Source organism: Chthoniobacter flavus Ellin428 (genome assembly GCF_000173075.1).
Classification (GTDB): Bacteria; Verrucomicrobiota; Verrucomicrobiia; order Chthoniobacterales; family Chthoniobacteraceae; genus Chthoniobacter; species Chthoniobacter flavus.
The window spans coordinates 1-15,232 of record NZ_ABVL01000009.1; the positions used below are offsets into that span (position 1 = coordinate 1).

Consider the following 15,232-nt stretch of genomic DNA (forward strand, 5'->3'; position numbering starts at 1 on the left):
AGGTGGTTTCACAATAGGCGAATTGTCACGCGCTGGGCGTGGAAGCTCCGCACTAAAACCCGCAGAGATCAGAGGTCCTTCGACTCCGCCCATGCTTCCCCGCTTCGCTCAGGATGACGGTGTTTTATTTTCGGCCGCTTCGCGCTCACTGCGGTGATTTCGCCGCACGCGTACGAGAGCGGAGAGCCCCAAAAAGCCCATCGGCTCGCGCCGCCGGAAAGCGTCAATCGCTTTATTCCGAGAAGCGCTATTTTATCTTACGCGCGAAGCGGCGATCGACGCCCTGGCATCACGCGCGGATGACTAATTAGCGGGCGAATTCCGATAACCTGGTTCATTTGATCCGCGCGGCGGAAAACGCGCAAAAACCGGTGCTTCGATGCGTTCATGCACGAACGCATACCTACGCACGCTGCCGGTGCTAACAACTCGGCAGAGCTAACGAGGCCCAGCTTGGGGTGGCCTCACGCCAGCCTTCCGCGCACGGAATGGATTCGCCCCCAGGACGTGCGCGCGACGCACGGCATGGGCCGGACGCTGGTTTATGATCTCATGCGCGCCGGGCTGATTCAGTCGGCGTGTATTCGCCGCCCGGGCAAGGCCGCGGGCGTCCGGCTGGTCAATGTGGCCAGCCTCAACGCTTACATCACCTCGCAACTCACTCTCCCGCCGACAGCGTCCGGCGAGGCCAGTGCCGCGAGCGAATCGCGAGGCGTCACCGAGGGGGAAATCAAAACCGGTGCCATCCATGGATAAGCTGACCGACCATCCGCTGGCCGAGCTCTTCCCGCTCATGCCGGAACAAGACCTGAAGGACCTGGCCAACGACATCCAGACGTCGGGGCTCAAGGCTCCCATCACGATTCACGAGGGGATGATCCTCGACGGCCGCAACCGTTACCGCGCCTGCGCGGTCGCCGGGGTCGAGCCGCGCACCCGCCAGTTTCCGCAAGGGGAAGACGCCCTGGCGTTCGTCCTCTCGGTGAACTTGCATCGGCGTCACCTGACGGAAAGTCAGCGGGCCATGGTGGCGGCGAAGATCGCCCGGTTGCCTCGTGGTAGAACCGAAAAAATCAAAGAGGCAAATTTGCCTATTTGCCCCACCATCGCCGAGGCGGCGCAGCGACTGGCCGTTTCTCCGCGTCTCGTCCGGCAGGCCAGGGCGGTACTCGCGAGCGGAACAGAAACCAAGGCGGTCGAGAAGGGCGCGAAGACGGTCAATGCCGCGGCCAAAGAAGTGAAAGCCGCCAAGGCCGCGAAAGCCGCCAGGGCAACGAAGACCGCCAACGAGGTCCATCGCGATGCCACGGGTTACGCCATCCCCGAGGAAATCCTCGCGCTCTGGCAGCGGAAACCCGAGGTCGACCAGTTGCTCAAACTCGTCTCGCAGGCCCGCGTGGCCGCGAAATCCGCGCACGAGCAGGACGACATTCTCTTCGCTCCGTCCAACCTCAATTCCGTCATCGGCAAGCTGAATGAAGCTTACTCGATCCTCTCGAACAGCGTGCCCTTCGCGGTGTGTCCCACCTGCCAGGGTTATGGCCGCACGCAGTGCCTCTCCTGCAAGGGGCGCGGCATCGTCGGCAAATTCTTTTACGACACCTGTGTCCCCGCGGAGCTCAAGGCGGTCCGCAACAGCGCCTGCGTCCAATGAGCACCTTCACCCTGCGGGATTATCAGGCCGCGGCGGCCGACGCCGTGGAGGAAAAGTGGAAGAAGCACCAGTCGACGCTTTGCGTGTTGCCCACCGGCTGCGGCAAGACCGTGCTCTTCGCGGAGATCATCCGTCGCCGGCAACCGGGCCGCGCGTTGGTCATCGCCCACCGCGAGGAATTGATCGTCCAGGCGGTCAAGAAAATCGAGGCGGTCACCGGGCTGGAGGCCGAGGTCGAGATGGCGGAGCAGGTCGCCTCGAACAGCCTCTTTCACAAGACGCCCGTCGTGGTGGCCAGTATCCAGACGCTGGTCAGCGGCGGCAATCGGCGGCGCATGGAACGTTTCCGGCCGGAAGACTTCGACACCATCGTGGTCGATGAATTTCATCACGCCACCGCGGCCAGTTATCGCGCAGTGCTCGAATACTTCCTGCGCAACGAGAAAGCCAAGCTGCTCGGCGTGACCGCCACGCCGGATCGCGCGGACCAGGCGGCGCTCGGGCTGGTCTGCGAGTCGGTGGCCTTCGACTACGAGGTGCGCGCCGCGATTGACGATGGCTGGCTGGTCCCGGTGGAGCAGCAGATGGTGACCATCGACGGCCTCGACTACAGCCAGATCCACACGACCGCGGGCGACCTGAACAGCGCCGAGCTGGCGAGCGTGATGGAACAGGAACGCGTGATGCACGGCACGTGCGCCGCGACCATCGAGATCGCCGGCAGCCGCCAGACGATCCTCTTCACCTCGAGCGTCAAACAGGCCGAGATGGCTTGTAACATCCTCAACCGGCACCGGGCCGGCATCGCGCAATTTGTCTGCGGCGCGACGGACCGGGAGGAGCGGCGCAAGATCATGCGCCGCGTGCTCGATGGCTCGACGCAGATCCTCTGCAACGTCGGCGTGGCCACCGAGGGATTCGACGCGCCCGGCGTGGAAGTGATCGTCATGGGCCGCCCGACGAAGAGCCGCGCGCTCTACGCGCAGATGGCCGGCCGCGCCACCCGTCCGCTGCCCGGCGTGGTCGATGGCCCGGCGACGCCCGCGGAGCGCCGGGCGGCCATCGCCGCCAGTGCGAAGAAAGCCTGCCTGCTGGTCGACTTCGTCGGCAATAGCGGGCGGCACAAGCTCATGACCGCGACGGATATCCTCGGCGGCGATTACAGCGAGGAAGTGAAAGACCTGGCGCTGCTCGCCCTGCACAAGGCGAAGGCCCCGCGCAACGTCTGCGACGTGCTCGCCGAGAAGGAACAGCTCGTGGCCCAGCGCAAGGAGGAGGCCGAGCGCCGGCGCCGGGAGGAAGAGGAGCGGCGGCGCCGGCTGGTCGTGGGCGCGCGGTTCACCGCGAGAAAGGTGGATCCCTTCGATGCCTTCGATGTGCAGCCGGTGCTCGAGGAGTCCGACCGGTCGGGCAAGGAGTTATCGCCGAAGCAGCGGGCCCTGCTCATCAATAAGATCGGGATCGATCCCGACACCCTGAGTTATGCCAATGCCCGGAAGTTAATCGACGCCCAATTCTATCGTTGGAACAACCATCTCTGCTCGCTGAAGCAAGCGACGGTGTTGAAGCGCTACGGGTTTGAAACGGGAAGCATGAGCTTTGACCGCGCCGCGCAACTCATCACCGCCATCCAGGCGAACCACTGGAAGTTACCGCCGGGATTGTCCCCGATAACTCAGGACCACTGCGAAAACTCAACCTCAATAAGGCAATGAATGGCCACAAAGAGGCACAAAAAGCACAAAAGCAGGTCTTTGAGACTGTGAAAAAGTGCCCGCGAATTACGCGAATGACACAAATGGGCGTACTTTTCATTCGCGTCATCTGTGTGATTCGCGGGCCAAATAATCTCGCTGCCGCTTTATTTCAAAGTCTCTTTGCGGAAGACGGCAGTTTCACCCGCCGGATATCGACGAGCGCCACCACTTGCCCGAGGAACATTTTTTTGTGCCTCTTGGGCCTTTTTGTGGCCATTCCCCGTCCCGCTTTCCGGCCGACTCCGCTATGATCCCGCATGATCGATGGCAGCGCGTTTCCCGCCGGGAGCCGTGCGGTATTTGCCGGAAGCCGGACTGGTGTTGCCGGGGCGGAAAAGGCTGGTGTTGCATGCGGGTGGAAAGCCCGCGTCCGCTGAAGAACGGTGGCTGGTTCCATTCCTTCGACGGCGAAGCCCCGATGTTACCGCCGCCTCTGCCCAAACCGCAGCCGCCGCCGCCGGACATGGGAGTGATCATGCAACGCTATTGGAAGGCGGCGCACCCGGGACTGGAGCAGGAGGCGGAACTGCTGGGCGTGTCTGCCCAGTCGTTGCGCTGGCTGGGCGCGGCCTATGCCGAGGAGCGGAAGGCCCTGGCCATCCCGATGTATGACGGCACCAGTTACAACGCCGCGCATCCCATCGGCATCCGCCTGCGCTCCCGCGACGGCAGGAAGTTCGCGGTCACCGGCTCCAAGGCGGGGGTCTTCTATCCGTACGGGGCGTATCACGCCATCGTGCCGAATCAGCGGCTGCTGATCTGTGAAGGGCCGTCGGACAGCGCGGCGGCGCTGGACCTGGGTTTCTTCCCGGTCGGCCGCGCGTCCTGCCGCGGCGGGACGGAGATCATCCTGAATATCATCGGGCAACTCTGGCCGGACGAAGTGATCGTGGTGACGGACAATGACGGACCGGGAGTGGGCGGAGCGCGCGCCTTACTGGAAGTCATTCCCCGGCCGGCCAAGTTATTCGTCCCGCCGACGAAAGACCTCCGTGGCTTCCTCCGGGCGGGTGGAAGTCATGAGTTATTGGATTCCATGGTGAAAAACTTACTCTGGTACAAGAAATAAGTCTTTACATCATAAGTGGGGGCCTATATATACTGGGTCAGGGATTGAATGCAGGGGTTTTCTTTGCTGCTGGGTGCGGTCTTCGATGGGGCTTGGTGAGTGGATCGGTGTTAGCTTTGAAGGGGAGTTACCCTTTCTCTTGCCCCCCTTCTTGTTTCTCCAGGTTACCGGCAACTTCCCATGCTTGGGTCCGGCCTCTTTGCTGCCGCACTATCCCTCCCCGCGGTCATTCTGAGCGGAGCGCCCCGGAGGGCGAAGGCGGCGGGGCGCGCAGTCGAAAGCCGAGTCCGCGAGACGCCTATGGGACTGCGGGGCAAACCCCGTCGCTTTACCAGCGATCATCGCTGGTTATTCGGTCCGGTTTACCCCGCAGTCCCATGGGCGTCTCGCTGGTTGTTCGGCCGGGTTTGCCCCACAGTCCCATAGGCGTCTCGCGGACTCGGCTTTCGACTGCGTTCCGGTCGTTACACTCCCTCCACTCCGCTCAGAATGACCGCGAGGAGGGATAGTGCTGCAGCAATAAGCGTGTGGCAGGAAATGCGCGAAGCGCTCCCCCAAAAAATGTCATCCTGAGCGTAGCGGGGAATCATGGGCGGAGTCGAAGGACCTCCAATTTCTGCGGGTTCTCGTGCGGAGCCTTCACGCCATGCGCGTGGCCGCGCGTCAATTGAAGAAGCTCCGCACAAAAACCCTCGGAAGTCAGAGGTCCTTCGGCTCCGCCCATGCTTCCCCGCTCCGCTCAGGATGACATGTTTTTTTCGGGGCGCTTCGCGCTACCGGGGACGCCCGCTAGTGTTTGAGCCGCCCCCGCCCAGAATAACCGCGAGGGGAGCGGCTATCTATCCCCCCTCTCACAACTTCGGAATATGATTGAGCGTGTAGTACGCATCCGCGTGATCAAGCTGCGCGCCGCCGGCCGAGCGCACCCCATTGCAATGCAACTCGTGCACATACAGCTCGCGCCGGCCTTCGACCTTCAAGTGCACTCGCAGCCGATCGCTGCTCACCGTGGCGCTGGTGATGGCATTCACTTGCGTCTGGATTTCATCACTGCCGTACGCCCCGGAATAGAGGTAAGTGTGAATTCGTCATCGAGTACGACGCCGGATTCCCCGCGGTCGCGGCATCGACCGGCAGGGTGAAGACCAGCTCAAACCCATCCGGTACCGCGTGCATCTCGCGGATGGCAAAGGGCATCGTCCCATTCCACCGCACCCGCTGCAGGCCATAGGATTTCGTGCCGAGCGACGACCACCCACGGCTGGTCATGCCCGCGAAGAGACTGCCATCCGGCGCAAAAAGCAGCCGCACAATCCCGGAGGCGAAGCCGCTGAGAAACGGAAACGCCGCGCCCTGGTATTCGCCGCCGACCTTTTCCATGAAGACGCGGCTGACCTTCGCATCGGTGAATTCCGCGACCATCATCTGGCCATCGAACGGCCCGAACTTCCCGCCCGCATTGCACACCGCGAGATCGGTCCCGCTGCGTCCCATCTTCACGTACGGCAGCCAGACCGCCGGCACGCGCATTTCCGGCAACGCGCGCACCGCCTCGGGATACGGCACTTTCTCCGGTACCTTCGCCGAGAGCTTGAGCGGCGAGTTCGGCAGATTCTCCGACGCAATCCCCTCGGGGTTCAGGAAAAACGCGCCCCTGCGCAGATGATAGATCGGCGTGGCCGGCACCCAGGTCCCCTGCTGATCCACGCAAAACATATCGCCCGCGAGATTGGCCCCGAGGCCGCACGGCGAGCGCATCCCCGCGCACATCGGCTGGAAGTGGCCGTCGTAACCGATCGTGCCGGTCCAGCCGCGCCAGGGCGCCTTGTTATCGGAATGGTCGCCCATGTCGACATTCAGCGAGACCCAGAGATTCCCCTGCCCATCGCGCCGCGGACCGTAAGCGTAACCATGATACGCGCCGGAGACGTTCCACCCGTTGCCCGCGGTGAGATATTCGTCGGCCACGCCGTCGCCATCGGTGTCGCGCAGGCGCGTCATTTCCGTGCGCTGCATGACGAGCAGGCTATCGCCATCCCACAACGCGCCGAGCGGTTCATGCAGGCCCGAGGCGAAGAGCTGATACTTCACCTGGTCCGGCGCGCCGAGCACGCCATCGAGCATCCAGACCTCGCCCTTGCGAATCGCCACGGCCAGTTTGCCCTGCGGCGTCCAATCCATCCCGCTGACCTCGAGCGGAATTCCTTCGCTCGGTTTCCATTCTTTGCTCCGCGAGGCCGAAGGCGAATTCGCGGTGAGGATATCGACGATCTCGTAGGGCTCCGCCGCCCCGGCGACAGCAGCGGAAGCGAGCAGGGTGAGAGCCAGGAAGGACGCTTTCATTTCCACAAATAGGTAAAGCTGCGATGGCCGGGCGCGCTCCCGGGATCCTCGGTGACGCTGACGCCGGCGGGATGCGTGATCGCCGGCGCATTCCGCGCCGCGGCATTCCAGGTGAGGGTGCGATGCAGGCCATTCGGGACGCCCTCGAAACGCTCTGCGAAAGCCACGCCATCGATCGCATAGAGGAACGTCGGCACGCCCTGCTTATCGAGCCGGTATCCGCCAAAGCGCAACTGCGGCGGCGCGGCCGCCGGCGCCGGCCAGGAGACGATGGCTTCGCCCGGCGGCTTCTCAAACGGCGCAAAGCGCGAGAACCAGGTGTTGTAGGCGTCGAAGAATTTGCCCTTCCAGGCCAGCGCCGGCCGCGCGTTCTGGCCATCGTAAGCGAGATGCACGCCGGTGGGAAAACCGACGAGGATGGCGTGCGTGCCGACGCCTTCCATAAAGGTGCGCTGCACGATCGGGCGATCCTTCGGGATGAGCTCAAACTGGCCGCCGCCTTTCGGCGGAAAACCTTCCGGCTCCCCGTTCGCGCTGGCGGCGAAGGCGTAGATGGAGGCGATCTGCCGGTCGGTGTCGCCGCCGAGGATTTCGCGATTCGAGGCCTTGCCTTCCGGCCAGAAGGACGGCATGAGCGTGCCCGGCCGATAGGCCGCGGGATTGATGAGATATTCCTTCAACCAGGCCGGCTGGATGCGCTGGCCCAGATTGCTCAAGTCGAGCGCCTGAATGCCGAGCGACGCGTGCTCGCCGAAGCGATGACACGTGATGCAGCCGATGCCGCCTTGCGTGCCCATGAGCTTGCGCCCGGCGGTGTCGTCGCCACCGGTCAGCGCGCTTTCTTTCCGCGCATCGGTCGCGGTCAACATCGCGCCCAGCTTCTGCGTCGCGACGCCGAAGATCGGCATCTTCGTTTGCAAGTAAGGCCGCACCCGATATTCGCCAGTGAGCACTTTCTGCAGCCACTCCGGCTGCAGCTTGCGCCCGATGCCGGTGAGCGGTGGCGGATACCGGCCGACGTCGCCGAGATTGTGATCGCCGAGGAAGTAAGCCTTGCGCGCGGCATCCGGCCCGCCGCGGCCGTCGCGCTCGTGGCAGGCGAGACAGTTGAGCGCTTCGAGCGTCAGATCGGTGAGTTGTTTTAGCGATGCCGGCTGCTCACGCTTCGCCAGGAAGAGTTGCAGCGCGGCCCGCTGCGGGCCGCTCAATGCATAGTGCGGCACTCCGGAGGCCGCTTGCGGCGCGAGGCAACCGCCTTCGTGCTGCGTCAGCGCGACCGGTTTCGCCGTCACGTCCTGCGGCAATTGGTGGCAGGCCGCGCAACGAGCCGCGGCCACGATGGCCCGCCCGCGTTCCGCCAGTGCCGGGTCCGCTTTGAAGGGCGGGAGCCCCGGCGCGGATTTCCCTTCGCTCGATTCGTAATGCAGCAGATAGCCGGCAATGTCCACGGCGTCATCCAGCTCCATGGCGGTCTTCGGCATGCGCCCATCCGGACGGACCTTGAGCGGGTCGTTGATGAATGCGGCCAGCGTGGCCAGCGACCATTTTTCGCCAAGGTTGGCAAAGCCGATCGAGCGATAGGTAAACTCCGCCGCCTTGGGCATTCCTTCCGGCGGCGTGTAATCCGCCTGCGGCGCATGACAGGCCACGCAGCCGAAGGTGTGAAAGAGCTCCCCACCCCGCCCCGCATTCACGTGCCCGAGCGGCTTCGGCTTTGTCTTCGATGGCGAGGCTGGCTGCAGCGAGTCGAGATAGTGGACCACCGCCTCGATGTCCTCCGGTTTGTCCGCGGAAAGAATCTGCGGCATCGTCGAGCCGGCATGGGCCGCTGAGGGATTCGCCAGGAATTTCCGCAGCCACGCCACCTCGACCCGGCGGGTGGCGCTGCTCAGATCGGGTCCGCGGCGTGCGGGCAATCCCGTGTCACCGCCATGGCAATTGACGCAGCCGAGCTCGTTATAAAGAAGGCGCCCGCCTTCCACCGTCGGCGCATCCTGGTGAAACCGCTCGAAGCCCACCACCAGCGGCTCCGCGTGCAGAGTTGCAGCCGCCATGAGCAAGAGCACGGAAAGGAGCACTGCTTTAGCGAGTGCGCGCATGCCTTTATCCCGGAGGGATACCGGACCGTAGCCGGGGGTAAGCGAGTCTGCGAGCGTCACCCCCGGGAACCGCCCCTCCTTGCGATGCACCCCGGAGGCGGTGCCGGAATTTCTCGCTGACAGATGGTTCCTCCACCCCTCCGGGGTCGGAATCGTGGTGGATGGATATCCGGGGGTAAGCGAGTCTGCGAGCGTCACCCCCGGGAACCGCCTCTCCTTGCGATGCACCCCGGAGGCGGTGCCGGAATTGCTCGCTGACAGATGGCTCCTCCACCCCTCCGGGGTGGGAATCGTGGTGGATGGATATCCGGGGGTGTCGCTCGCCGAGCTCGCTCTACCCCCGGCTACGGTCCGATATCCCTTCGGGATAACCTGCCGCTTCACCGCCCTTTGGATATCCATTTCCCCAATCAGACCCTTCACTGGCAGTGATCTCATCATCCCCTCCATCACGCGATTTCTTTCAGGACACCTTCCACGTAGGCCCGCGATTTGTTCACCGCGGCGGTGACTTCCGCCGTCGTCGGCAGGATCGGTACGCCGCGCGGCGTGGGGTGCATGAAGAGCGAAACGACGCCGGCAAAACGAATCTCCCGCATCGCTTTCAAGACCGCGTGGTAATCGAGCGAGCCGCCGAAGCCGGGCATCTGCTGCATCTCGATTTCCTTCGCCACCTTCTTGCTGATCCCCTCGGAGTATTCCTGGAAATAGATGAACGGCAATTGCGCCGCACCGAGATCGCGAAGGAGCGTGGGAATCTGCTCCTGCCACTCGTGCAAATGATGAAAGGCGAAGGCCACGCCCATGGCCGGCGAATGATTGAACTCCGCAAAATAGCGCAACGAATCGGGATGATGCAGCGCGGTATTGGCGTGATTCTCAATGGCAATGGTCACGCCCAGTTCTTCTGCCTTGGCCACATGCGGCTTCATCTTCTCGATGAACTCCTGGATCGCGGCCTTGGCTTCGGCGCCCTGCGGATTCTTCGCCCCGGAACAACCGCAGAGCGCGATCTTCCCGCCGAGCTTCTTCAACCACACCATCTCCTCCTGCAGCTTGAATGGTCCGAGCGGATAGCGCGTCGTCACCCCGAGCTGGGTATGATTTTTCGCCAGGAGCGCGGCGAAGGCGTCATCGCCCATTTCGGTGATTTGCTCCCGCTGATTGCCGTGCGCCCGGCACCAGATATCGATCGCCTCACAGCCCGCTTTCGAAACTTCCGGCAGGATGATGTCGAGCGGCGTCTCGCCGTAGAGCGCGGAGGAAAGAACGTAGCGCAACCGGAACGGTTCCGGCGCCGCGACCGCGGAGCCGACCGCCGCTGCACCCAATGCTTGAAGGAATGTTCTGCGTGTGATCATAGGAGGAAGGAGCTCAGAGACTGTGAAATAAAGCGGCAGCGAGATTATTTGGCCCGCGAATCACACGGATGACGCGAATGAGAAATACACCCATTTGTGTCATTCGCGTAATTCGCGGGCACTTTTTCACAGCCGCCCAGGAAGAATGTTCTGCGGGTCATCATGGAAGAAGGAGCTCAGAGACTGTGAGATAAAGCGGCAGCGAGATTATTTGGCCCGCGAATCACACGGATGACGCGAATGAGAAATACACCCATTTGTGTCATTCGCGTAATTCGCGGGCACTTTTTCACAGCCGCCCAGGAAGAATGTTCTGCGGGTCATCATGGAAGAAGGAGTTCAGAGACTGTGAAATAAAGCGGCAGCGAGATTATTTGGCCCGCGAATCACACCGATGACGCGAATGAAAAATACGCCCATTTGTGTCATTCGCGTCATTCGCGGGCACTTTCACAGTCTCTCAGGAAATTCAGGCGCCGCGCTGCGCATCCAGCATTTGAATCCACGGCCCCACGAAATGGCCGCTGTCGTGATAGGTGCGCCCGCTCACCATGTGCCGGTCGATGACGCACGGCTCATTCACATAGATGCCGCCGCAGACCTCGAGGTCGAACTGGCACTTCGCCACCGTGGCCATGCGCAACCCCTTCACGATCCCCGCGCGGGCGGGAATCTCCACGCCGTGGCAGACGCTGGCCATCGGCTTTTTGTTTTCCCAAAACCAGCGCGTGATGCGCAGCAGATCCTGGTCCTCGCGGATGTATTCCGGCGCCCGTCCGCCGCTGAAAAAGATGCCCGCGTAGTCCTCCGGCTGGATGTCCTTGAAGGCGATCTCGGCATCGATGCTGTAGCCCTCCCATTCCTTGGTGATCGTCCAGCCCGGTTTGACCTCGTGCAGCACCATCTGGTACTTGCGCTTTTCCGGCGCGGCGACGACCGGCTGATAGCCGCCTTCGATCAAACGATAATACGGGTAAAGGGTATCCACGGTTTCCGTGGCATCACCGACAATGACAAGAACTTTGGGCTTCACGATGTCGCACCTTAACGGCTTGGCGCGGCGTGTCACTGCAACTATGTTGCACTCATCCTCAGGTTTTTCGTCACCGCGTTTTTCCCCTTTTCATGCCCACCCGCCGCCGCACTCCTCGCGTTGCCCTGCTCATTGAAACGACGCGCACCTACACCCGGGAACTCCTCGCCGGGGTGCGGCGTTACATCGCGGCGCACGGTCCGTGGTCGACTTTTCTGGAGCTGCGCGCGCTCGATTCCTCGCCGCCCGCGTGGCTCCGCGATTGGGATGGCGACGGGATTCTCACCCGCACCTTCACTCCGCAAATGGGGCGTCTCATCGAGGCCACGGGCCTGCCGGCCATCGAACTCCGCACCACCAATTTCGGCGGCAGCCGTCCCTACGTGGGGATGGATAACCGGCTCATCGGCGCGTCCGTCGCCGAACATTTCCTGGAACGCGGCTACCGGCAATTCGCGGCTTACAGCCTGCACACCGAGAGCTTTTTCGTCGAACGCATCCGAAATTTCGTCACCACGGTGGAAGCGCTCGGCGCGCGCTGTTCGCGGCTCCCCGAGACCACCTCGGACAGCGCGAAGGATTGGGAAAAAAGCCAGGCCCGTCTCGTCGCCTGGCTGCAGGAACTGCCCAAACCGGTCGGCATTTTCGCGGCCAACGATCAGCTCGGCGTGCGCCTGCTCGAGGCCTGCCAGCGGGCCGGCGTCGCCGTGCCCGAGGAGGTGGCGGTGGTCGGCGCGGAAAACGAAGAGACGCTCTGCTCCTTTGCTACTCCCCCGCTGACCAGCGTGCGCTACGATGGCCAGGCCGTGGGCTACGCCGCCGCGGAGATGCTCGATCAGCTTATGCGCGGCCGGCGTCTTCGGCGCTCGGCGGTCCTCATTCCGCCCAAGGGCATCGTCGTCCGGCATTCCTCCGACAGCCTGGTGATCAACGATCCCTTCGTCGCCCACGCCGCGCGGCTCATCCGCGAAGAAGCGCTCCATGGCCTGAATGTCGACCAACTCTGCCACAAGCTGAACGCCTCCCGCAGCACTCTCGACCGCCGGATGAAAGCCGCGCTCCAGCGCACCCCGAAGGAAGAGATCCTGCGCGTCCGTTTCCGCGAAGTGGAACGTCTGCTCCGCGAGACCGATCTGACCATCGACACCATCGCCGCGCAAACCGGCTTCGCCCACAGCCACTATCTGCAGGCCGCCTTCAAGGAAACCCACGGCGTCACCCCAGGCGCATGGCGGCGGGTGCAAATCTAAGAGGGTGTGAAAGAAATCGGCAGTTAGGTTTTAGGCCCGCGAATCACCCAGATAACGCGAATGAAAGATACCCCATCCGTGTCATTCGCGTGATTCGCGGGCACTTTTTTCTCCGTCTCTAACGGAGGGACGCGCCGTTTCGACAGGCTCCCGTTTCGACAAGCTCAAGGTCCCGAGCCTGCCGAGGGAAAGGCCCTGAGCTTGTCGAAGGGCTCCCGCGCGCTCCCCAATCTTCAGAGCAATCCTGCCCCTGTCGGGCGGCCAGCATTACCCACATCTTTTCTCGGATTTAGATGTCGAAGGGGATGGCGCCACTGGGAGCGGCGACTTCCTAGTCGCTGACCGAAAAACCGATGCGCGCAGCGCCTCTCTTTGAGGGCGTCGCTCCGCGACGCAGGGTTTTTTCCAGGAAGTCGCCCCTCCCAGTGAGCTGCGGCCGAATTTTCCGGTGTCCCTAAATCCGCGGCTTCGCCGCGCTGCAGTGCTAACCATGAAAATGTCCGCACGACGCGTAGAATTTTTGGCCCGCGAATCACGCAAATAACACGAATGAGGGCAGATCATTCGCGTCATTCGGGTGATTCGCGGGTCACTTTCCCTTCCCTGTCTTTTCGCATGTTCGTGGCTCCCCTTTTGGTTGCGGCTTCGCCGCGCTGCGGCCTCCGCGTTTAATTCAGCCCGGACTACTGTTTCGTCCAAAATGCTCTACCATGCCCCGCATGTCAGAGCCCTCGATCGACCTTGACGCTTACTTTCGCCGCATCGGCTACACCGGCCCGCGTGAGCCGACCCTGGCCACGCTCAATGGCCTCATCTTGCGCCATGTGCAGACCATTCCGTTTGAAAACCTCGATGTGCTGCTCGGGCGCGGCATTTCCCTCGATCCCGCGGCGATCGAGCGGAAGCTGATCCACGAACGCCGCGGCGGTTATTGCTTCGAACAGAACGGCTTGTTCCAGCTCGTCCTGCAAGCGCTCGGCTTCGACGTCACGCCGATCAGCGCCCGCGCGCGCTGGCAACGTCCGCGCGACTTCACCCCGCCGCGCACCCATCTGTTCAGTCGCGTGGAAATCGACGGCGCATCGTGGCTCGCGGATGTCGGCGTGGGCGGCATGAGCCCCTCGTACGCGTTGCGCCTCGAGCTCGATACGGAGCAACCCACGCCCCACGAACCACGCCGGCTCATCAAGGAAGGCGCGATCTATTACCACCAGGTGCGCCTCGGCGGCGAATGGCAGGACATCTGCGAATTCACCTTGGAAACGATGCCGATGATCGACCGGGAAGTGGCCAACTGGTTCACCTCCACCCACCCGAAATCGCACTTCAAAAGCAACATCCTCGTCGCCCGCGCCGGACCCGATGGTGGCCGCGTGACCCTGCTCGACAACCGGCTCATCCTCCGCGACGGGCGCGGCCAGGCGAACATCCGCCTGCTCACCTCGAAGCAGGAATTGCTGGCCGTGCTGGCCGAACATTTCGGCGTGCAACTGCCCGCCGACGCGCAATTCCACCTCCCGGGAGCGGCGTGGCTTTTGTGAAATCGGGAAAAGCAAAACCGCCGAACGCACAAGGCATTCGGCGGTTTTAAAAAAAAGAATCAGGCGATGGCGCTTTCAAGCGCCGTGCGATTACTCGTTCGGCTTGGTCTTGCGCAGGCCGACGACTTTGTCACCCTGCTTGTACTGACCACGTTGCTGGAGAAGTTCGACGCGCTCGAAACGCTTCAGGACGTTGCGCTTCGCGGCGATGGTGCTTTGGCCTTTGAGACTGCGATGTTGAGACATAAAAAGGTTCGTTTTTGGTAGGAAAAGGGACGCGGACTATACGGATATTTTTCCCGGAGCAAAGGGAAAAATTACGTCTTTTCCAAGGGCGCCACCCGGGCGGCGATCCAATCCCCCACCTCCTGCAGCAGCTGCCCGCGATCCAATTCATTGTGCGTCTCGTGCCGGGCGCCGGGAAAAATCCGCAGCGTTTTGTCCGCGCTGCCCACGCGCTCGAAGAATTCACCAGTGGCGCGATGGCAGGTCACCGGATCATGGTCTCCGTGCAGCAAAAGCAGCGGCGTACGCACCGCTGCGGCTCCGGCGAAGATCCGTTCGCCGCCCGCCAGCGCCCAAAAATACATCCGTGCCGAGATGGATTGGTGCAGCAGATTCAAGTCTGGAAAGGCAGCGAGGTGCGCGGCATCCCGCGAGAGTCGCTCGGGGCTGATGTCCCGCGCCTGAATGAAACTCGGCCAGACGTGCATCGCCAACCGGGCCAGCAGGAGCTTCCACCAGGGCGGATTGAAGGCCAGGCGCAGCCAGGGGGAGGCAATCACCGCCCCACGGCACACCGTCGCGTTCTTCTCCAAAAACCGCAGGGCGACCTGTCCGCCCAAGCTGTGGGCAAAGAGAAAAAGCGGTGTCGTCTTCGGGCGAAACCGGGCACAGACCGCGGCCAGATCCTCTACCAAAGCTTCGCCGTTGGTCATATCCCCCCGTGTGCCGGTGGACCGGCCATGCCCGCGCAGATCCCATCCGACGACGGAAAAACCCCGTTCCACCAGCGCCCGAGCCACGTGTCCATAGCGTCCCGAGTATTCGCCCAGCCCATGCACCAGCACGACGCAAGCGCGCGCCTCTTCAGCAGGGCGCGCGTAACGCACGAACAGGGAAGCA

13 protein-coding genes are annotated in these 15,232 nt (G+C 62.8%); 6 read left to right on the forward strand and 7 right to left on the reverse strand.

What is annotated here, in order from left to right:
* Positions 1-507: 507 nt before the first annotated feature.
* The 4 genes from CFE428DRAFT_RS38250 to CFE428DRAFT_RS15505 all read left to right on the forward strand — a co-directional run bounded on the left by CFE428DRAFT_RS38250 (position 508) and on the right by CFE428DRAFT_RS15505 (position 4,480).
* On the forward strand, positions 508-756 hold the full coding sequence (locus CFE428DRAFT_RS38250) for a hypothetical protein (RefSeq protein ID WP_042725102.1): 249 nt from the start codon (positions 508-510) through the stop codon (positions 754-756).
* Positions 749-1,654, forward strand: coding sequence for a ParB N-terminal domain-containing protein (locus CFE428DRAFT_RS33780; RefSeq protein WP_006980526.1), 906 nt, complete (start codon positions 749-751; stop codon positions 1,652-1,654). Before CFE428DRAFT_RS38250 ends, CFE428DRAFT_RS33780 begins: the two co-directional genes overlap by 8 nt.
* Positions 1,651-3,369: a DEAD/DEAH box helicase gene (locus CFE428DRAFT_RS15500; protein ID WP_006980527.1), complete on the forward strand. Its 1,719-nt coding sequence runs from the start codon at positions 1,651-1,653 to the stop codon at positions 3,367-3,369. Before CFE428DRAFT_RS33780 ends, CFE428DRAFT_RS15500 begins: the two co-directional genes overlap by 4 nt.
* A gap of 289 nt (positions 3,370-3,658) precedes the next feature.
* Entirely contained in the window at positions 3,659-4,480 is an 822-nt protein-coding gene (locus CFE428DRAFT_RS15505; protein WP_157447534.1) for a toprim domain-containing protein, read from the forward strand.
* A gap of 851 nt (positions 4,481-5,331) precedes the next feature.
* Here the strand turns inward: CFE428DRAFT_RS15505 and CFE428DRAFT_RS35735 are convergent.
* The 5 genes from CFE428DRAFT_RS35735 to CFE428DRAFT_RS15525 all read right to left on the reverse strand — a co-directional run bounded on the left by CFE428DRAFT_RS35735 (position 5,332) and on the right by CFE428DRAFT_RS15525 (position 11,319).
* Positions 5,332-5,511: a hypothetical protein gene (locus CFE428DRAFT_RS35735; protein ID WP_006980530.1), complete on the reverse strand. Its 180-nt coding sequence runs from the start codon at positions 5,509-5,511 to the stop codon at positions 5,332-5,334.
* Between the two features lie 16 nt (positions 5,512-5,527).
* Positions 5,528-6,823 (reverse strand): DUF7133 domain-containing protein, encoded by a 1,296-nt coding sequence (locus CFE428DRAFT_RS15510; RefSeq protein ID WP_006980531.1) that lies wholly within the window; start codon positions 6,821-6,823, stop codon positions 5,528-5,530.
* Positions 6,820-8,922: a c-type cytochrome gene (locus tag CFE428DRAFT_RS15515; protein ID WP_131989993.1), complete on the reverse strand. Its 2,103-nt coding sequence runs from the start codon at positions 8,920-8,922 to the stop codon at positions 6,820-6,822. Before CFE428DRAFT_RS15515 ends, CFE428DRAFT_RS15510 begins: the two co-directional genes overlap by 4 nt.
* A 449-nt stretch (positions 8,923-9,371) precedes the next feature.
* Positions 9,372-10,283 (reverse strand): sugar phosphate isomerase/epimerase family protein, encoded by a 912-nt coding sequence (locus tag CFE428DRAFT_RS15520; protein WP_006980533.1) that lies wholly within the window; start codon positions 10,281-10,283, stop codon positions 9,372-9,374.
* A 469-nt stretch (positions 10,284-10,752) separates the two neighbouring features.
* Entirely contained in the window at positions 10,753-11,319 is a 567-nt protein-coding gene (locus CFE428DRAFT_RS15525) for a DJ-1/PfpI family protein (RefSeq protein WP_085951227.1), read from the reverse strand.
* An 89-nt stretch (positions 11,320-11,408) separates the two neighbouring features.
* Between CFE428DRAFT_RS15525 and CFE428DRAFT_RS15530 the strand changes: the two genes are divergently transcribed.
* Both CFE428DRAFT_RS15530 and CFE428DRAFT_RS15535 read left to right on the forward strand, forming a co-directional pair.
* A complete protein-coding gene (locus CFE428DRAFT_RS15530; RefSeq protein WP_006980535.1) occupies positions 11,409-12,566 on the forward strand; it encodes a XylR family transcriptional regulator in 1,158 nt (385 codons plus the stop codon).
* A gap of 719 nt (positions 12,567-13,285) precedes the next feature.
* Positions 13,286-14,107, forward strand: a complete 822-nt coding sequence (locus CFE428DRAFT_RS15535; RefSeq protein WP_042725104.1) for an arylamine N-acetyltransferase family protein — start codon at positions 13,286-13,288, stop codon at positions 14,105-14,107.
* A gap of 90 nt (positions 14,108-14,197) precedes the next feature.
* Here the strand turns inward: CFE428DRAFT_RS15535 and CFE428DRAFT_RS35740 are convergent, their stop codons facing one another.
* Entirely contained in the window at positions 14,198-14,353 is a 156-nt protein-coding gene (locus tag CFE428DRAFT_RS35740; RefSeq protein WP_006980537.1) for a small basic protein, read from the reverse strand.
* Positions 14,354-14,424: 71 nt separating this feature from the next.
* Positions 14,425-15,219, reverse strand: coding sequence for an alpha/beta hydrolase (locus CFE428DRAFT_RS15540; RefSeq protein ID WP_049975654.1), 795 nt, complete (start codon positions 15,217-15,219; stop codon positions 14,425-14,427).
* Positions 15,220-15,232: the final 13 nt, after the last annotated feature.